This is a genomic window from Roseateles sp. NT4 (assembly GCF_051857475.1).
In the GTDB taxonomy this organism is placed as follows: Bacteria; Pseudomonadota; Gammaproteobacteria; order Burkholderiales; family Burkholderiaceae_C; genus Pelomonas.
Genome location: NZ_JBPZGZ010000007.1, coordinates 105,233 through 122,660 on the forward strand (window position 1 = coordinate 105,233; position 17,428 = coordinate 122,660).

A 17,428-nucleotide genomic window follows, 5' to 3' on the forward strand; every position below is an offset into this window, starting at 1 on the left:
ACCCTACCCGAAAGCTCAATTGACGTTAACGTCAATTGGCGACCTAGAATCCGGCCCGAGCAAGGAGACAGCCATGACCGACCTCTCTAGCGACTACAAAGCGCTGGCCGAGTACCGCCCGACCCACAAGGTCCGTTTCGTCACTGCCGCCAGCCTGTTTGACGGGCATGACGCCGCCATCAACATCATGCGCCGCATCCTGCAGGGCATGGGCGCCGAGGTCATCCACCTCGGCCACAACCGTTCGGTGGACGAAGTCGTCACCGCGGCGCTGCAGGAGGATGCCCAGGGCATCGCCATCTCTTCCTATCAGGGCGGCCACGTCGAGTACTTCAAGTACATGGTGCAGCTGCTGAAGGAGCGCGGCGGCGAGCACATCCAGGTCTTCGGCGGTGGCGGTGGCGTCATCGTGCCGGCCGAGATCCGCGAGCTGGCCGAGCATGGCGTGCGCATCTTCAGCCCCGAGGACGGCCAGCGCATGGGCCTGCAAGGGATGATCGGTGAGATGGTCATGAAGGCCGACCAGGACTTCAGCGTCTACGCGCCGCAGAACCTCTCCGCCATCACCGGCCATTCCGAATCCGCCTGGCGCTCCCTGGCCCAACTGCTGACGGCGCTGGAGAACGGCAAGGCCGAAGCTTCCATCGTCGACGCTCTGCGCGAGCAAGCCAAGGGCCTCAAGACGCCCGTGCTCGGCATCACCGGCACCGGTGGCGCCGGCAAGTCCAGCCTGACCGACGAGCTCATCCGCCGTCTGCGCCTGGACCAGGGCGATGCGCTGCGCGTGGCCCTGATCTCCATCGATCCCTCGCGCCGCAAAAGCGGTGGCGCCCTGCTGGGCGACCGCATCCGCATGAACGCCATCAGCCCCTGGGGCCAGGGTGCGCGCGTCTTCATGCGCTCGCTGGCGACGCGCGACTTCGGCAGCGAGATCTCCCCCGCCCTGCCCGACGTCATCGCCGCGGCCAAGGTGGCGGGCTTCGACCTCGTCATCGTCGAGACCTCGGGCATCGGCCAGGGCGACGCAGCCATCGTGCCCCTGGTCAATGTGCCCATGTACGTCATGACGCCCGAGTTCGGCGCCGCCAGCCAGCTCGAGAAGATCGACATGCTGGACTTCGCCGAGTTCGTCGCCATCAACAAGTTCGACCGCAAGGGCTCGCTGGATGCGCTGCGCGACGTCAGCAAGCAGGTGCAGCGCAACCGCGAAGCCTTCAACGTGATGCCGGACACCATGCCCGTGTTCGGCACCATGGCCAGCCGATTCAACGACGACGGCGTGACGGCCCTCTACCAGGCGCTCAAGGTGCGTCTGGCCGAGCTGGGCCTGAAATTCAGCGAAGGCCGCCTGCCGCGCGTGGACACGCGCCACAGCACCCACCAGACGCCTATCGTGCCGGCCGCCCGCGTGCGCTACCTGGCCGACATCAGCGACACCGTGCGCAGCTACAAGGCCCGCGCCCGCAAGCAGGCGACCCTGGCCCGCGAGATCCAGCAGCTGGAAGCCAGCCGCGCCATGCTGGAGGCTGCCAATCCCGACAAGAACGGCGCCCGCACGGCCTTGGCCGATCTGGCGGAACAGCGCAAGGCCAGGCTCGACGGCGACGCCCGCCAGCTGCTGCAGCAATGGCCCGACATGGTCAAGGCCTATGCCGGCGACGAGTACGTCGTGAAGATCCGCGACAAGGAGATCCGCACGGCTCTCGTCACGCAAAGCCTGTCGGGCACCAAGATCCGCAAGGTCGTGCTGCCGGGCTACGAGTGCCATGGCGAGCTGCTGAAGTGGCTGATGCTGGAAAACGTGCCCGGCAGCTTCCCCTACGCGGCCGGCGTGTTCGCCTTCAAGCGTGAGGGCGAGGACCCGACCCGCATGTTCGCCGGCGAAGGCGATGCCTTCCGCACCAACCGCCGCTTCAAGCTGGTCAGCGAGGGCATGCCCGCCAAGCGCCTGTCCACGGCCTTCGACTCGGTCACGCTGTACGGCGCCGACCCCGCGCCGCGGCCCGACATCTACGGCAAGGTCGGCAACAGCGGCGTGTCCATCGCGACGCTGGACGACATGAAGGTGCTCTACGACGGCTTCGACCTGTGCAGCCCGACCACCAGCGTGTCCATGACCATCAACGGCCCGGCGCCGTCCATCCTGGCCATGTTCATGAACACGGCCATCGACCAGAACCTCGCCAAGTTCAAGGCCGACAACGGCCGCGAGCCGACGCAGGACGAAGCCGCCAAGATCAAGGACTGGGTGCTGGCCAATGTGCGCGGCACCGTGCAGGCCGACATCCTGAAGGAAGACCAGGGCCAGAACACCTGCATCTTCTCGACCGAGTTCTCGCTGAAGGTGATGGGCGACATCGCCGAGTACTTCGTGCACCACAACGTGCGCAACTTCTACTCGGTGTCGATCTCGGGTTATCACATCGCTGAAGCGGGCGCGAACCCCATCAGCCAGCTGGCGCTGACGCTGTCGAATGGCTTCACCTTTGTCGAGGCCTATCTGGCGCGCGGCATGCACATCGACGACTTCGCGCCCAACCTGAGCTTCTTCTTCAGCAACGGCATGGACCCGGAGTACACCGTGCTGGGCCGCGTGGCGCGCCGCATCTGGGCCATCTCCATGCGAGACCGCTACGGCGCCAACGAGCGCTCGCAGAAGCTGAAATACCACGTGCAGACGTCCGGCCGCAGCCTGCATGCGCAGGAGATCGCCTTCAACGACATCCGCACCACGCTGCAGGCCCTGATCGCGGTCTACGACAACTGCAACTCGCTGCACACCAACGCCTACGACGAAGCCATCACGACGCCGACCGACGAGAGCGTGCGCCGTGCCATGGCCATCCAGCTCGTCATCAACCGCGAATGGGGCCTGGCCAAGAACGAGAACCCGTCGCAGGGCGCCTTCATCATCGACGAGCTGACCGAGCTGGTCGAAGAGGCCGTGCTGCGCGAGTTCGAGCGCATCAGCGAACGCGGCGGCGTGCTCGGCGCCATGGAGACCGGCTACCAGCGTGGCCGCATCCAGGAAGAGTCGATGCATTACGAGATGCTGAAGCACACCGGCGAGTACCCCATCATCGGCGTCAACACCTTCCGCAACCCCAAGGGCGAGGCGGTGCCGGAGCACATCGAGCTGGCGCGCTCGACGGACGACGAGAAGCAGTCGCAGCTGGCGCGCCTGGCCGAATTCCAGGACCGCCATGCTGCCGAGTCGCCCGCCATGCTGGCGCGCCTTCAGCAGGCCGTCATCGAGAACAAGAACGTGTTCGACGTGCTGATGGACGCCGTGCGCGTGTGCTCGCTGGGCCAGATCACCGGCGCGCTGTTCGAGGTGGGCGGCCAGTACCGCCGCAGCATGTAAGCCCCTGCGGGGCTACAGCCCGCGGCAGCGCTGGTCGAAGGCAGCGGACAGCCGCTGCAGATCGGCGCGTTCGCCAGCCGTCATCTCGGCCTCGCGGGCGCGGCGTGAGCGCAGGTTGTTGCGCAGCTCCACGCACTGGGCGAATTCACGCTCCTGGCGCGCCTTGTTCTCGGCCAGCGCGCTGCGCTCCTGCAGGGAACGGGAGCGCGCGTCCTCCATCAGGCGGCTGACCTTGTCGTTGGCCTCCTGCTCTTCCGCATAGCACTCGCGCTGGTAGCGGTACTCGAGCTGCTGGCGGACGCTCTCGTCCGTCTCGTTCTCGGAACCGGCCTGGCGCAGCAGCTCGCGCAGGCGCAGGCAACGCAGGCTCATGAACTGGCTGGCCTCGGGCGCCTTCGGGCCGCTGCGCGCGATCTGCGTGGACTCGGCCTCGGGGCAGGGCCTGTCGCTGAAGGCGACGGTGCCGTCCGGCTTGCGGCATTTGTAGACACCACCACCGTCGGCCCAGGCCGGGCTGAACAGCGACGCCAGGACCAGACCCAGCCAGGCCGTGCGACTCAGCGCGCTCACAGCTTCTGCTCCCGGTCGGTGCCATAGCCGTAGCGGCGCTTGTTGCGCATCTTCTCCAGGTACTCGCGCGCCGTCAGGCCATCCGTGTTGCGTGCGGCCTTGGGCGCACCGGCGGCCAAGAGGGTGTCGACGATTGGCTCGGAGTTGCCGATGGCAGCCAGATGCAGCGGCGTGTTGCCCTGGTTGTCCTGCGCGAAGACGGAGGCATGCAGGCGGATCAGCTCCGCCACCGCATCGTGCCGGCCCTCTTCGACGGCCCAGTGCAGGGCCGTGCGGCCCTGGCTGTCCAGCGCATTGATGTCGGCACCGGCGGACACCAGCGGGCCGATGGACTTCAGCGCGGCGTAGTGGATGGGCAGGCGGCCGCTGCCGTCGGCAGCGTTGATGTTCAGGCCGCGGCTGGTCAGGAAGACCATGGTCTGGGCATCAACACCGTGGCGGGCGGCCAGATGCATGACGCCGACGCGGTCGGGCGTCTGCTGGGTGGGGTCGAGCTTGAACTCTTCGATGAAGAGCCGCATGCGGTCCAGCGTGGGCTTGGTGGCGGCCTGCTGCAGCAGCGTGCCCTTGTCCAGCGCTCCGATGTTGCGGGGCTCGGCGCCATGCCTGACCATCCAGCGCAGGGCCGGCAGGCTGCCCGTCGCCGCGTTGTCATAGAGCAGGCGGTTCATGCCGACGGCGCCCACGCGCGCGGCGGTCTTGTCGAGATCGATCATGCCGCTGGCGTCCGCCATGCCGCCCATCATCATCGCCTCGCGCAACTCGGGCCCGAGGCCCGCGACGTCCTGGGTGCTGCGTCGCGCCATGCTGCACCAGGTCAGCAGGGAAATGGTGACCACCAAGGCTGCCGCCCGCAGGCCGATGCCCAGCCAGTTGATGCCGTCTCGCTCCAATCTTTCCCCCTGCTTTTCTAGGCCCGCCGGATTGTGCAGCAGCCCCCTTTCAAACCCGGACCCTCAACTCGGGGCCGGCCTCTAGACTCCCTCGAACCGGGGTCAAGCCGCCAATACGACACGGTCGCGCCCGCCGCGCTTGGCCTCGTACAGGGCGGCGTCGGCGCGGCTGAACAGGGCTTCCGGCGCCTCGTCGGGGCCGGCGGCCGGCGCCACGCCGACGCTGACCGTGATCGTCAGCGCGCCCGCCACGGTCTCGAAGGGTTGGCCGCCGATGACCTCGCGCAGCCGCTCACCCAGGCGCATCTCGCCGCCGGCTTCGGGGTTGAGCCAGATGACGGCGAATTCCTCGCCGCCCAGCCGCACGGCCAGGTCCAGCGGCCGCAGCGCCTCGTGCAGGCGCGCGCCGACGCCGCTGAGCACCGCGTCGCCGACGGCATGGCCATGGGTGTCGTTGATGCGCTTGAAGTGGTCCACATCCAGCACGGCCAGCAGCGGTGGCCGCGGCGCCCCGCGCTTGAGCAGGCGGCGCAGGCGCTCGTCGAAACCGCGCCGGTTCAGCAGGCCGGTCAGCACGTCGATCTCGACAAGGCGCTCGATCTGGCGCAGCGCGCGGTCCTGCAGCAGCAACAGCATGGCCAGGGCCTGGCCGATCAGCAGGGCGATGGTGGCCAGCAGCCCGATGGAGTTGTAGGCCATCAGCTCGGCGCGCGACTGGGCGATCAGCGGCGATACGGCCAGTCCCCGCGCCACCTCGATGACAGCGCTGACGAGCAGGTCGCCGGCCAGCAGGGCCAGCGGGAAGCCGCGCTGCTCCTTCCAGGCCCGCAGGGCGGCATGGGCGGCAGGCATGTTCAGCACGGCCGAGGCCAGCAGGGTCAGCGTCAGCGAAGGCCAGAACTGGCCCACCCACGCCGTCAGCGCGAAGGAGGCGACGCAGGTCAGGCCGGTGAACACGATGGGCCAGCGGGCGCGCAAGGGCAGCCCCAGATAGACGCGCAGGCCCAGCAGCACCATCAGTGCGGCCAGCAGGCTGCCCTGATGGCCGATCACCCACAGCACGCGCGGCGCCTCCAGCGCGATCAGCGTCGCGCGGATGGCCTGGGTGACGGCCGCGGCGGCAAAGGCGCCGGCCCAGTACCACAGCGCACGTTCGCCCTTCAGATGCCAGGCGCCGCCGAGCGTGGCCAGGGCCAGCATCGTCGTGACGAGCTGGAAAACGCGCAGCAGCGTGTCGGCGTGCAGGGGTTCCATCGTGGGGTGGCTTCAACCGCAGCAGCCACGATGCCTTCAACCAGCCGTCTTGTCGGCCCGCAGCGCGAGCACGACGTGATTGATCTCACGGCGACGGGCCGATTCAGTGGCCCTGGATGTTCTGCATCGCCGCCTTCACCCGCATCAGCATGGGCGAGGCGCCGGTCACCTTGGCGTCGAAGGGGTGCAGGCGCTGGCCGCCGGTGGCCGCCATGATCTTGCGCACGTACAGCCGCGTCTCGGCATAGGGCGGCACGCCGAGGTAGCGGTCCACGGCCTTCTCGCCGGCGTTGTAGGCGGCCACCGCCAGCATCACGTCGCCCTCGAAATAGGCCAGCAGCCAGCGCAGATAGGCCATGCCGCCGCGGATGTTCTGCGAGGGGTCGCGCAGGCGCACGACGCCGAAGCGCGCCCCCGTCTCGGGCAGCAGCTGCATCAACCCCTGGGCCCGCTTGGGCGACTCGGCCAGCGGGTCGAAGTTGGATTCGGTGGCCATGACGGCCAGCACCAGGGCCGGCGAGAGCTGGTACTCAGGCGCCACCAGCTTCACATAGCTGACGATGGCCGGCGGCGCGCGCTCGGGCAGGGGCAGCGTCGCCCACAGCGACACGGGCTTGCTGCCTTTTGCGGGCGGCGACGCCACGGCCACCGGTGGATCGGTCTCGGGCGGGCGCAGGCAGGGTGGCGGGTCGCCCAGCGGCGTGCCGCCCATGCGCTCGAGCATGTTCTGCGCCTGCTCCATGCCCTGCTCGGCCGCCGCGGCGAACAAGTGGGCAGCCTCGGCATCGTTGCGCTGGATGCCGCGCGAGTTGGTCAGCATCCAGCCCAGGCTGTACTGGGCCTCGGCATCACCGTAGCGGGCCGCACGGCAGTAGAGCTTGGCCGCCGCGACCTCGTCGCGCTTGACGCCGTCGCCGTACTCCAGCGCCTTGGCCTCCTGGCGCCAGCGCTCCACCTGGGCCGGCACGACCGGACCTCGCTCGCCGGGCGGCATGGTGGGGCGGGGCAGCTGCTCCAGCGTCAATGCGGGCACTTGAGCGCCGGCCGTCGTGACCACGAAAAGCAGAGGGAGCAGCAGCGCGCGCAAGGGTCAGTCAGGAGGCAGGGCGAAGGGGGCGAAGTCTAGACTCATCGCATGAACAAGACCCGGCTCGAAGCCTTCAGCGATGGCGTCATCGCCATCATCATCACCATCATGGTCCTGGAGATGAAGGTGCCCCACGGCAGTGACTGGGAAGCCTTGAAGCCGCTGTGGCCCGTCTTCCTGTCCTATGTGCTGAGCTTCGTCTACGTCGGCATCTACTGGAACAACCACCACCATCTGCTGCACGCCGTGCACAAGATCAACGGCGGTGTGCTGTGGCCGAATCTGCACCTGCTGTTCTGGCTGTCGCTGCTGCCCTTCGCCACCGGCTGGATGGGCGAGAACCATTTCGCGCCCCTGCCCGTGGCCATCTACGGCGGCGTGCTGATCATGGCCGCGCTGGCCTGGGTGCTGCTGCAGCGCGCCCTGGTCTGCATCCCGGGCAACAACACCGTGCTGGCCCAGGCCCTGGGCAAGGACTGGAAGGGCAAGATCTCGCCGGTCATCTACCTGGCATCCATCGCCCTGGCCTTCGTGCACGTCGGCCTGTCGCTGGCGGGCTATGCCATTGCGGCGGCGCTGTGGCTGATCCCCGATCGCCGCATCGAACACCACCTCAGCCAGCACGAGTGACCATGCCCACCCTCGACCCGCGCATCGATACCTATCTGGCCGGCGTGCCGGAGTTCGCGAAACCCATCCTCGAGCGCCTGCGCGAGGACGTGCATGCGGCCTGCCCCGACGTCGTCGAGACCATCAAATGGAGCCGGCCCCACTTCACGCTCAACGACAAGCTGCTGTGCGGCATGTCGGCCTTCAAGGCCCATTGCGCCTTCGGCTTCTGGGAGCGCGAGGGCGCGGCCGAAGGTCAGGGCGGCGCCATGGGCGATTTCGGACGCATCACCAGTTTGAAGGACCTGCCCAGCCGCGCCGAACTGCGCAAGCAGATCAAGGCCGCCGCCGCGCTGCTGCAGGCTGGCGCACCGCGCGCCACCAAGCCCAACCGAGAACCGCGGCCCCAGCTCGAGATGCCCGACGATTTCGCCGCGGCCCTGGCCAAGGTCAAGGCGGCCAAGCAGCACTTCGAGGCCTTCGCGCCCAGCAAGCAGCGCGACTATCTGGAATGGGTGCTGGAAGCCAAGCGCGAGGAGACGCGGACCAAGCGCATCGCCCAGTCGGTCGAATGGTTGGCCGAGGGCAAGTCTCGCAATTGGAAGTACGAGGGCTGTTGAAGTGAAAACCGAACAAAGCCACAGAGGCACAGAGCCACGGAGGCCCTGGGATCGAAATCTCTCTGTGTCACTGTGCCTCTGTGGCGGCCTTCCTTCGCCGCCACGCGCATAGGGCGACTCAGCCAACCACCGACTGCAGCGTCGAGTTGCGCATCCAGTCATCCGCCACGATGACGCGGTTGCGGCCCTTCTGCTTGGCTTGATACAAGGCCTTGTCGGCCAGATGCATCAGGGTCTCCGGCGTGTCGGCCTTGGAGGCCTCGGCGACACCGGCCGACAGCGTCACGCGCAGCGGCTGGCCGCCGTCGCCCTGGAGCTCCAGCGCCTCCACGGCCAGGCGCACCTGCTCGGCCAGATGCCTGGCGCCCACCACACCGGTGGCCGGCAGCACCAGGCCGAACTCCTCGCCGCCCAGGCGGCCCAGCACGTCCGAGCTGCGCAGGCGCTGGCGCGCGCAGGCCGCCACGGCACGCAGCACGTTGTCGCCGACGACATGGCCATGCTGGTCGTTGACGCGCTTGAAATGATCCAGGTCCAGCATGACAAAGCTGACCGGCTGGTTCTCGCGCCGGCCGCGCTCCAGCGAATGCGCCAGCAGCGACACCGCCGTGTTGTGATTCACCGCGCCGGTCAGGCCGTCGATGCTGGCCAGCTGGCGCATCTGCGCGGCCATGCGCTCGAAGCCCGCCAGCACGAAGGCGAAGCCCGCCGCCAGCACGGCCATGAAGGCCAGCATGAAGATGGCGCTGCTCCAGGACCCGGGCGTACCCGCCGGCAGGCTGCCCCCGCCCGCCCACCAGACGGCAAAGGCCACACGCAATCCCAGGGCCAGATTGGCCAGCAGCAGCATCAGCGCGACGACGCGAAACGACAGCTCGCCACGCCAGCCCCGGCGCAAGCCCATGACGGTGGCCGGCAGCAGCAGCGCGGCCATGGCCGCCGACATGGTGCCGGCCCGCAGCGGTGTGCCGACATCGAGGATGGCCGGCACCGTCAGCGCCGCGCCCACCAGCAGCCAGTGCTGCCAGACCTGCAGGCCGCGGTTGAGCAGATGCCAGGACACGGCCGAGGCCAGCTGGGCCAGTCCGGCCATCAGCAGCAGATTGCCGCCCAGCAGCGTCAGCCAGCCGGGCAGCCAGGGCTGCAGCGCAAAGCAGAGGAAGCCGCCACACAGCGACATCGCGCCGCCGCCCAGGCGCCTGAGCTCGCTGCGCTGCAGGCCGCCGCGCCCCGCCAGCTCCAGCAGCAGGGTGAGCAGTCCGAAGCCGACGACGAGCATCAGCACCAGCGTCGGTACATCCAGCGTCATGCGCAGCGGCTCCCTTCCCAGGGTTTGCGCCCAGTGTAGGCAGCGACACCCCGCCCGTCGCCAGGGTCTGCGCCGATGGCGCGCGCCGTCCTTCACGGATTCAATGCCGGAGTGATCGCCCCTGCCCTGACCCCGGCTCTGTGCCTGCTGAATCCGCATGCCGCCAACGGCCGCTGCGCCGCCCTCGCCCAACCGCTGCGCGAGGCCCTGCCCCAGGTCCCGCTGGTGCTGCCCGAGAACGTCGCCGCCGCCCGCCGGCGCCTGCTGGCCCTGCCCGAGGGCAGCCGCGTCATCGTGGCCGGTGGCGACGGCACCGTGCACCAGTTGCTGCCGGCCCTGGTCGCGCGCCAGCTGCAGTTGGCCATCCTGCCCGGCGGCACCGGCAACGACCTGGCCCGGGCTCTGGGCCTGGCCCGCATGGGCTGGCGCGAGGCCCTGGCCCACGCCCAGAGCGCGCCGGCCACAACCATGGACCTGGGCGAGATCACGACGCCCGAAGGGGGCGCCCAGCTCTTCATGTCCAGCTTGACGGCCGGCTTCGACGCGGCCATCGCCATCCGCGCCCAGGCTGCGCCCAACTGGCTGCGCGGCCAGCCGCGCTATTTGTGGGCGACGCTGAACGAGATCGGCCGGCTGCGCGTCTATCCGCTGCGCATCGAGGCCGACGGCCAGCTGCTGCATGAAGGCCCCATGCTGTTCGCCTCCAGCCTGAACACGCCGAGCTACGGCAGCGGCATGCCGGCCGCGCCGGGTGCGCGTGTCGACGATGGTCATCTCGAGCTGCTGCGCGTCGGCGCCTTCGGCCGCCTGGGGGCCTTGGCCATGATGCCGCTGCTGCTGGCCGGCCAGCATCTGCGCAACCGCAAGGTGCACCTGAGCGCCTTCAAGGCCTTGCGCCTGACCTCGCCCCGGCCGGTGCCGCTGGCCGTCGATGGCGAGCCCCTGCCCTCGTCCAACGACATCACGGTCCGTGTGCTGCCCCGAGCCCTTCACGTGGTTCGTTGATGATGTGCACATGGATGACACCGACGACACCCCGCGCCCCGGCTGGCTGGGCCCCTGGCTGAAGGGCTTTCCGGCCCTGCAGCCGCCGCTGCCGCTGGCCGACGTGGCCCGGCGCGGCTGGACACTGCCCGATCTGCCCACGCCGCTGGCCGTCGTGCGCCGGCAGGCCCTGACCCACAACATCGCCTGGATGCAGGACTTCGCGACCCGCCACGGCGTGCAGCTGGCGCCCCATGGCAAGACGACGATGAGCCCCCAGCTCTTCCAGCGCCAGCTCGAGGCCGGCGCCTGGGGCCTGACCTTCGCCAACGTCCACCAGCTGCGCCTGGGCCTGGCCGCGGGGGCGAAGCGGGCGCTGATCGCCAACCAGCTCATCAGCGCGTCCGAACTCGCCGAACTGCTCGAACTGCGGCGGCGCCACGCCGGCCTGGAGCTGGCTTTCTTTGTCGACTCCCAGGCCCAGCTCGACCTCATCGCCAGGCACTGGGCCGAGCTCGGCCGCGACGAAGCCCGAGTGGACGTGCTGGTCGAGCTCGGCACCTCGCGCTGTGGCGTGCGCGAGCACGAACCGGCGCTGGCCCTGGCCCGCGCCCTCAAGAGCCACCCGGCGCTGCGCCTGCGCGGCGTCGGCTTCTACGAGGGCCTGCAGATCCAGGGCGACAGCGCGCCCGACATCGCGCTGATGCAGCAATGGCAGGCCCGCCTGCAGCTTTTGCTGGATGCCATCGAGACCGAAGGCCTGCTCGACGCCGACGCCCAGCCGCTGTGGCTCAGCGGTGGCGGCTCGGCCGCCTTCGATCTGGTTGCGCCCGTGCTGGCCGGTGGGTCAGCACGCCTGGGCCTGCTGCGCTCGGGCTGCTATGTCTGCCACGACCATGCGCACTACGGCCGCTATATGCAGACCATGGACGAGCGCATGGGCACGCCGCTCAGCTCACCCAGCCTGCTGCCGGCCCTGGAAGTCTGGACCCATGTGCTGTCCTGCCCCGAGCCCGGCCTGGCGCTGCTGAACGCCGGCCGGCGCGACCTGTCCTTCGACGCCGGCTGGCCGGTGCCGGTCTGGCATGGGCAAGGTGGCGAGCGGGTCAGGGCACCCGCCGGCTGGCACGTCACCGGCCTGAACGACCAGCATGCCTATCTGCGCTGGGACCCGACCGAATGCGACGGCCCGGCCGTCGGCGAGCGCGTCGCCCTCGGCCCCTCCCACCCCTGCACCACCTTCGACAAATGGGCCTGGATGGCCGTCGTCGACGAGGACGACCGCGTCGTCGATGCCATCACCACCCAGTTCTGCTGATGCAACGCCGCCACCTGCTGAGCCTGTCCGCCCTTGCCCTGATGCCTGCCACTGCCGCAACGCCTTCATCGCCCCGCTTTCTTCACGTCGGCACCTATGCGCCGCTGGGCCAGGGGATCTACAGCTTTGCCATCGCCACCGACGGCAGCCTCAAGCCCCTGGGCCTGACGGCCAATGCCAACAGCCCGAGCTGGCTGGCAGCCCACGACCGCCACGTCTACGCCGCCGAGGAAGGCGGCGACCATGTCGCCGTGTATGCCCAGGACGGCACCGGCCGACTCGAGCTGCTGCAGCGCACACCCAGCGGCGGCCGCAGCCCCGCCCAGCTGTCGATCAGCGCCGGCCATGCCTGGGTGGCCCACTATGGCGATGCGCGCTTCGCCGCACTGGCCCTGCAGCCTGACGGTCGCCTCGGCACGGCCGACAGCTGGCCCAGTTGCGCCGGTACCGACTGCGCACCCGGTCCGCAGAAGGCCGTGAAAGCGCCGCCCGGCAGCCAAGCCAACAGCGGCCACGACGCGCCGCACGCCCACATGATCCAGGCCAGCCCCGACGGCCACTGGCTGCTCGGCACCGACCTGGGCCGCGACCGCCTGCTGGTCTGGCCGCTGGCACCCGGCGCGCCGCAGGCCCCGGCGCGGGAGCTGGGCCTGAGCCCGGGCTCCGGCCCCCGCCATTTCGCCTTCAACCCGCATGAGCCGCGCTGGGTTTATGTGCTGCAGGAGGAGTCGTCCACGCTGTCGACCGTCGAGCTCACGGCCGCCGGCCCCCAGCTGCGCGACGAGATCTCGGTGCTGCCGGCCGGCTTTGCCGGCACCAACTACGCCTCCGATCTGATCGTGGCCCCCGGAGGCCGGCATCTGTATGCGCTGAACCGCCTGCACGACAGCCTGGCCGTCATCTCCCTGGCCCGTCCCAACAGCCCGCGCCTGCTCGACCATCACTGGGTGCATGGCAGCTACCCGCGCAGCGCGGGCCTGGCGGGCCAGCATCTCTATGTCTGCAACCAGCGCAGCGACCAGCTCAGCCATTTCCATCTGGGCCGACCCGAGAGCCCGCGCTTCAGCGGGCGGCAGACCGCCGTACCCGCCCCAGCCGGCGCCTGCGCGCTTTAGACTGCCTCGATGAAGCAAGCCGCACTTGTTCTGCTCGCCGCCACGGCGCTGGCCCAGGCCGAACCCATCGGCTCGGTCGACACCGCCTTCAAGCTGATCGGCCCCGATCACAAGATCGTCGTCGACGCCTACGACGACCCCAAGGTGCAGGGCGTCGCCTGTTATGTGTCGCGGGCCAAGACCGGCGGCATCAAGGGCGCCATCGGCCTGGCCGAGGACAAGGCCGAGGCCTCCATCGCCTGCCGCCAGGTCGGCCCCATCAGCATCCAGCAGGCCCTGCCGCATCAGGAAGAGGTGTTCAACGAGCGCATCTCGCTGGTCTTCAAGCGGCTGCGCATCGTGCGCATGGTGGACCCGGCCCGCAACACCCTGGTCTATCTGACCTATTCCGACCGCCTCATCGACGGCTCGCCACAGAACAGCATCACCGCCGTGCCGGTGGATCGTGCAACTCCGATACCGTTGAAGAAATGAGCTTCACCGCCGCCCTGTTTGCCCTGATGCCCATGCAGGCGCTGGCCGCGGCGCTGGTGCTGATCACGTTGATCGGCTGGCATGGCGCCAATGCCGGCGGACGCTGGGCCCAGGTGGGCATGGCGGCGCTGGCCCTGGGCCTGGCCATGGTCAGCCCGGCCCACGGCGACCGCATGGCGGCACCCCTGCTGCTGCACAGCCTGGGCCTGGCCGCCATCAGCGTCGGCCTGTCGGCCCTGTGGTGGGCCCTGGGCCTGTGGCTGACCCCGCGCCCCGGGCGCTGGGCCATGGCCGCGGCGCCGCTGGTGCTGGCCATCGGCCATGCGCTGCTGGTTGCCGACCTTGCCGTCGCCCAGACCCTCGCCGACGTCGTGCTGGGCGCCCAGCTGGCCTGGCTGGGCGTGGCCTTGACCCTGCCCCAGCGCGCCACCGTGCTGCAAGGCCTGAACAGCCGGCGCTGGCGGCTGCTGGGCCTGGCCGCTGTGCTGCCCCTGCTGGCCGCCATGCTGTGCCGCGCCGGGGTCACCGTGATCGGCGACCTCGCCCCCTGGCCCGACCTGCTGCTGGCCCTGGCCGGCCAGCTGGCCCTGCTGCTGAGCCTGCCCATGCTGCTGCTGGCCTGGCGCGGCCAGACCGAGGCCGAGCTGGCCCGCCTGGCCCAGACCGACGGCCTGACCGGCCTCATCGACCGCCATGCCTTCACCCAGCGCTCGATCGACCTGATCTCCATGGCGCGCCGCTACGAGGAGCCGCTGGCCCTGGTGGTGCTGGACCTGGACGACTTCGCGACGCTGCAGGCCGAGCACGACATGGACTTCGCCGACCGCGCCCTGGCCCTGTTCGCCAGCTGCGTGCAGGCCCAGGGCCGACTGGGCGACCTGGCCGGGCGTCTGGCCGGCGAGCAGTTCGGCGTGCTGATGGCGCGTTGCCTGCCCGAAGGCCCGCAGGCCCTGGACGCGCGCCTGCGCAAGGCCCTGGCCGAACGCGCACCGGCCGAACTCGGCATGCCGCTGTCCTTCAGTGCCGGCTGGGCCAAGCTGCGCCCCGGCGACCGCGGCCTGCCCGATCTGCAACGCCGCGCCGAGACCGCCCTCTATGAAGCCAAGCGCGCCGGCAAGGGTCAGTTGATGGCCGAGCCCGGAGTTCAAGATTGATGAGCGACAACCTCGTCGACGAGTTGGTCGGCCACAACCTGCTGAGCAGCGACCCGGCCCTGCTGGCCGCGCTGCGCGAAGCTGCGCCGCAAGCCGTCGAGCCGCTGACGCGCTATGGCGCCGAACTTGGCAGCACCGAGAGCGCCCAGCTCGCGCGCGATGCCAATCGCCACGGTCCGCAGCTGCGCCAGCTCGACGCCCGCGGCCGCCGTGTCGATCTCGTCGACTTCCATCCGGCCTGGCATCAGCTGCTGGCGATGTACCGCCGCCAGGGCCTGGTGGCCGATGTCTTCGCCACCGACACGCCGGGCCGCTGGGCCCAGTTCGCGGCCGGCTGCTATCTGCATGGCCAGGTCGAGGCCGGCTCGCTGTGCCCGGCGACCATGACCCAGGCCGCCATCCCCGTGCTGGCCAAACAGCCCGAGCTGTTCGCGCCACTGCGCGACCAGTTCTTCAGCCGCGAGCATGACCCGCTGGACCGGCCGCTGGCCGAGAAGCCGTCGATCTGGGTGGGTATGGGCATGACCGAGAAGCAGGGCGGCTCCGACCTGCGTCGTGTGACGACCGAAGCCGTCGAGCAGGCCGACGGTAGCTTTCGCCTGACCGGCCACAAATGGTTTTTCTCGGCGCCGACGAGTGACGCCCACCTGGTGCTGGCCCGCACCGAAGCGGGGCCCACCTGCTTCTGGCTGCCGCGCTACACGCCCGATGGCGCGCGCAATGCCATCCAGGTCATGCGCCTGAAGGACAAGCTCGGCAACCGAAGCAACGCCAGCAGCGAGGTCGAGTTCCATGGCGCCTGGGCGCGCCGCCTCGGCGACGAAGGCCGCGGCATCCCGACGCTGATCGAGATGGCCGGCTACACGCGGCTTAACTGCGTCATCGGCAGCGCCGCCCTGCTGCGCGCCGGCTTCGTGCAGGCCCTGCACAACGCGCGTGAACGTTCAGCCTTCGGTCGCCGCCTGGCCGAACAGCCGCTGATGCAGACGGTGCTGGCCGACCTCGCGCTGGAGAGCGAAGCCGCCATGCGGCTGATGCTGCGCCTGGCGCGCGGCTTCGAGCACAACGAGCCCGCCTGGCAGCGGCTGATGACGCCGGCCGCCAAGCTCTGGGTCTGCAAGCGCGCCATCGAATGCAGCGGCGAGGCCATGGAGCTGCTGGGCGGCAATGGCTATGTCGAGGACGGCGTGCTGGCGCGCCTGTATCGCGAAGCGCCGGTCAACTCCATCTGGGAAGGCTCGGGCAATGTGATGGCCCTGGATGTGCTGCGCGCCATTGCGCGCGAGTCCGACGTCGCCCTGGCGCTGCTCGAAGAGTTCGCCGCCAGTCCCGACGCGCCGGTGCAGGCCGAAGCCCGGGCCCTGCAAAACCTGCTGACCGGCGACCCGGCGGCGCTGGAAGCGCAGGGGCGCCGCGTCGCGCAAGGCCTGGTGCTGTGCGCCCAGGGCCTGCTGATGCGCCAGCAGTCGTCCACCGCCGCGGCCGATGCCTTCATCGCCACCCGCTTCGGTGGCGACGGCCGACTGGTGGGCACGCAGGCCGTGCCGCAGACGGCCCGCATCCTGGACGCAGCGCTGGCGAGCTAGTCGGCCAGGTATTTGCGGACGATGCCCGCCTGGGTGCCGTCCTTCTCCAGCGCTTCAGCCGCCTCGCGGTAGCGCTGCACCAGGCCGGCGTCGACCGAGCGCCTGCTGAACATGGTCTGGGCGGGCTCGTGGGTGATCACGACCGCCGTCGGCACGATGCGGCCCGCCAACCCCAGTTCGCCCAGCTCCCAGCGTGCCGTCACCTCGCTGGCCAGCACGCCATCGACGCGGCCGATCTCCAGCATCTGCCACAGGTTGCGGCGCGCCGAGGCCTGGGTCAGGGTGGCGCGGAAGGCCGGGTTGCCCAGCAGCTCGGCATAGTCGGCCCCGTAGACGACACCGATCTGCACGCCCAGCTTGAACCCGGGCTGCCAGGCCTGCTGCAGTCGCGTCACGCCGGCAAGATCGGCCGCGCGGCCGGCGCGCACGAAGAGGCGGTTGGCGACCGACACATGCTGTTCCACCCAATAGGCATAGGCCTCGCGCTCGGGCCGACGCAGCGCCCCCGGCAGCACGTCCAGGCGTCCGGCCTGCAGCTCGACCAGGGCGCGCGCCCAGGGCAGTTCGACCCAGACCGCCTTGCAGCCCAGGCGCTGCAGGATCTGCTCCGTCATCTCGGTCTGCAGACCGACCAGCCGGCCGTCGGCGTCGCGCATGCTGTAAGGCGGATCGGGGTTCCAGCGCACGCGCAGCTCGCAGGCCGCGGCCGGCAAGGCAGCAGCCAGCAGCATCAGACCCAGCAGATAACGGCGTGTCAGCACGGTCTCATTGTGGACGGTGCGGGGCAACCCTGTCGGAAGACTCTGACAGGCCGCAGCGACGACGGCCGATACTGGCCGAGACGACCCGCGGCGATGCTCTTGCCATCCTCAAGCCGGAGCCTCACATGACCCTCGACGCCACCCTGCAGAATCCCCTGGGCGAAACCAACCCGCATCGCCCGGTGTGGTCGGCACTGACGCGTTGGTGGTCTCCGGCCGCCGTCGCCAACGAGGCCGAACTCGGTTACGAATCCGCCCTGCCCTGGACGCTGGGCGAGGACGCGCCGGCCGAGTCCCGCGAAGCCCACTGATTGGCGCATGGGCAGGCCG

Annotated in this window: 16 protein-coding genes; 10 read left to right on the forward strand and 6 right to left on the reverse strand. The window is 69.8% G+C overall.

Features of this window, described 5'->3' with window-relative positions:
- The first annotated feature begins 73 nt into the window (after positions 1-73).
- A complete protein-coding gene (icmF, locus tag ACS5PN_RS29190; protein ID WP_439467529.1) occupies positions 74-3,364 on the forward strand; it encodes a fused isobutyryl-CoA mutase/GTPase IcmF in 3,291 nt (1,096 codons plus the stop codon).
- Between the two features lie 12 nt (positions 3,365-3,376).
- On the opposite strand, the gene ACS5PN_RS29195 is transcribed toward icmF, so the two are convergent.
- From ACS5PN_RS29195 to ACS5PN_RS29210, 4 genes are all read right to left on the reverse strand, one after another.
- Positions 3,377-3,934 (reverse strand): DUF4124 domain-containing protein, encoded by a 558-nt coding sequence (locus tag ACS5PN_RS29195; protein ID WP_439467530.1) that lies wholly within the window; start codon positions 3,932-3,934, stop codon positions 3,377-3,379.
- A complete protein-coding gene (locus ACS5PN_RS29200; RefSeq protein WP_439467531.1) occupies positions 3,931-4,827 on the reverse strand; it encodes an ankyrin repeat domain-containing protein in 897 nt (298 codons plus the stop codon). The genes ACS5PN_RS29195 and ACS5PN_RS29200 overlap by 4 nt, the downstream gene beginning before the upstream one ends.
- A 102-nt stretch (positions 4,828-4,929) precedes the next feature.
- Positions 4,930-6,081, reverse strand: a complete 1,152-nt coding sequence (locus ACS5PN_RS29205) for a GGDEF domain-containing protein (RefSeq protein WP_439467532.1) — start codon at positions 6,079-6,081, stop codon at positions 4,930-4,932.
- A gap of 103 nt (positions 6,082-6,184) precedes the next feature.
- Positions 6,185-7,168, reverse strand: coding sequence for a transglycosylase SLT domain-containing protein (locus tag ACS5PN_RS29210; RefSeq protein ID WP_439467533.1), 984 nt, complete (start codon positions 7,166-7,168; stop codon positions 6,185-6,187).
- Positions 7,169-7,216: 48 nt separating this feature from the next.
- Here ACS5PN_RS29210 and ACS5PN_RS29215 point away from each other — a divergent pair, with 48 nt between their 5' ends.
- Both ACS5PN_RS29215 and ACS5PN_RS29220 read left to right on the forward strand, forming a co-directional pair.
- Positions 7,217-7,798: a TMEM175 family protein gene (locus ACS5PN_RS29215; protein WP_439467534.1), complete on the forward strand. Its 582-nt coding sequence runs from the start codon at positions 7,217-7,219 to the stop codon at positions 7,796-7,798.
- A gap of 2 nt (positions 7,799-7,800) precedes the next feature.
- On the forward strand, positions 7,801-8,397 hold the full coding sequence (locus tag ACS5PN_RS29220) for a YdeI/OmpD-associated family protein (protein ID WP_439467535.1): 597 nt from the start codon (positions 7,801-7,803) through the stop codon (positions 8,395-8,397).
- A gap of 118 nt (positions 8,398-8,515) precedes the next feature.
- Here the strand turns inward: ACS5PN_RS29220 and ACS5PN_RS29225 are convergent, their stop codons facing one another.
- On the reverse strand, positions 8,516-9,706 hold the full coding sequence (locus ACS5PN_RS29225) for a GGDEF domain-containing protein (RefSeq protein ID WP_439467536.1): 1,191 nt from the start codon (positions 9,704-9,706) through the stop codon (positions 8,516-8,518).
- Positions 9,707-9,817: 111 nt separating this feature from the next.
- Between ACS5PN_RS29225 and ACS5PN_RS29230 the strand changes: the two genes are divergently transcribed.
- Genes ACS5PN_RS29230 through ACS5PN_RS29255 form a run of 6 tightly spaced genes read left to right on the forward strand, consistent with a single transcriptional unit; the run spans position 9,818 to position 16,337 of the window.
- Positions 9,818-10,711 (forward strand): diacylglycerol/lipid kinase family protein, encoded by an 894-nt coding sequence (locus tag ACS5PN_RS29230; protein ID WP_439467537.1) that lies wholly within the window; start codon positions 9,818-9,820, stop codon positions 10,709-10,711.
- Between the two features lie 10 nt (positions 10,712-10,721).
- Complete coding sequence (locus ACS5PN_RS29235) at positions 10,722-12,008, forward strand: alanine racemase (RefSeq protein WP_439467538.1); 1,287 nt, start codon at positions 10,722-10,724, stop codon at positions 12,006-12,008.
- Positions 12,008-13,123, forward strand: a complete 1,116-nt coding sequence (locus ACS5PN_RS29240) for a lactonase family protein (RefSeq protein WP_439467539.1) — start codon at positions 12,008-12,010, stop codon at positions 13,121-13,123. The genes ACS5PN_RS29235 and ACS5PN_RS29240 overlap by 1 nt, the downstream gene beginning before the upstream one ends.
- A gap of 9 nt (positions 13,124-13,132) precedes the next feature.
- Complete coding sequence (locus tag ACS5PN_RS29245) at positions 13,133-13,597, forward strand: CreA family protein (RefSeq protein WP_439467540.1); 465 nt, start codon at positions 13,133-13,135, stop codon at positions 13,595-13,597.
- Positions 13,594-14,751 (forward strand): GGDEF domain-containing protein, encoded by a 1,158-nt coding sequence (locus ACS5PN_RS29250; RefSeq protein ID WP_439467541.1) that lies wholly within the window; start codon positions 13,594-13,596, stop codon positions 14,749-14,751. The genes ACS5PN_RS29245 and ACS5PN_RS29250 overlap by 4 nt, the downstream gene beginning before the upstream one ends.
- Entirely contained in the window at positions 14,751-16,337 is a 1,587-nt protein-coding gene (locus tag ACS5PN_RS29255; protein ID WP_439467542.1) for an acyl-CoA dehydrogenase family protein, read from the forward strand. The genes ACS5PN_RS29250 and ACS5PN_RS29255 overlap by 1 nt, the downstream gene beginning before the upstream one ends.
- Here the strand turns inward: ACS5PN_RS29255 and ACS5PN_RS29260 are convergent.
- Positions 16,334-17,098, reverse strand: coding sequence for a substrate-binding periplasmic protein (locus tag ACS5PN_RS29260; RefSeq protein WP_439467543.1), 765 nt, complete (start codon positions 17,096-17,098; stop codon positions 16,334-16,336). The two genes, ACS5PN_RS29255 and ACS5PN_RS29260, sit on opposite strands and share 4 nt — an antisense overlap.
- A gap of 125 nt (positions 17,099-17,223) precedes the next feature.
- Between ACS5PN_RS29260 and ACS5PN_RS29265 the strand changes: the two genes are divergently transcribed.
- Positions 17,224-17,409, forward strand: a complete 186-nt coding sequence (locus ACS5PN_RS29265; protein ID WP_439467544.1) for a hypothetical protein — start codon at positions 17,224-17,226, stop codon at positions 17,407-17,409.
- Positions 17,410-17,428: the final 19 nt, after the last annotated feature.

Coding starts and splice junctions, on each gene's coding strand:
- icmF (WP_439467529.1), top strand. CDS start 74: ATGACCGACCTCTCTAGCGACTACAAAGCGCTGGCCGAGTACCGCCCG.
- ACS5PN_RS29205 (WP_439467532.1), bottom strand. CDS start 6,081: ATGGAACCCCTGCACGCCGACACGCTGCTGCGCGTTTTCCAGCTCGTC.
- ACS5PN_RS29215 (WP_439467534.1), top strand. CDS start 7,217: ATGAACAAGACCCGGCTCGAAGCCTTCAGCGATGGCGTCATCGCCATC.
- ACS5PN_RS29220 (WP_439467535.1), top strand. CDS start 7,801: ATGCCCACCCTCGACCCGCGCATCGATACCTATCTGGCCGGCGTGCCG.
- ACS5PN_RS29225 (WP_439467536.1), bottom strand. CDS start 9,706: ATGACGCTGGATGTACCGACGCTGGTGCTGATGCTCGTCGTCGGCTTC.
- ACS5PN_RS29235 (WP_439467538.1), top strand. CDS start 10,722: ATGGATGACACCGACGACACCCCGCGCCCCGGCTGGCTGGGCCCCTGG.
- ACS5PN_RS29240 (WP_439467539.1), top strand. CDS start 12,008: ATGCAACGCCGCCACCTGCTGAGCCTGTCCGCCCTTGCCCTGATGCCT.
- ACS5PN_RS29245 (WP_439467540.1), top strand. CDS start 13,133: ATGAAGCAAGCCGCACTTGTTCTGCTCGCCGCCACGGCGCTGGCCCAG.
- ACS5PN_RS29250 (WP_439467541.1), top strand. CDS start 13,594: ATGAGCTTCACCGCCGCCCTGTTTGCCCTGATGCCCATGCAGGCGCTG.
- ACS5PN_RS29255 (WP_439467542.1), top strand. CDS start 14,751: ATGAGCGACAACCTCGTCGACGAGTTGGTCGGCCACAACCTGCTGAGC.
- ACS5PN_RS29265 (WP_439467544.1), top strand. CDS start 17,224: ATGACCCTCGACGCCACCCTGCAGAATCCCCTGGGCGAAACCAACCCG.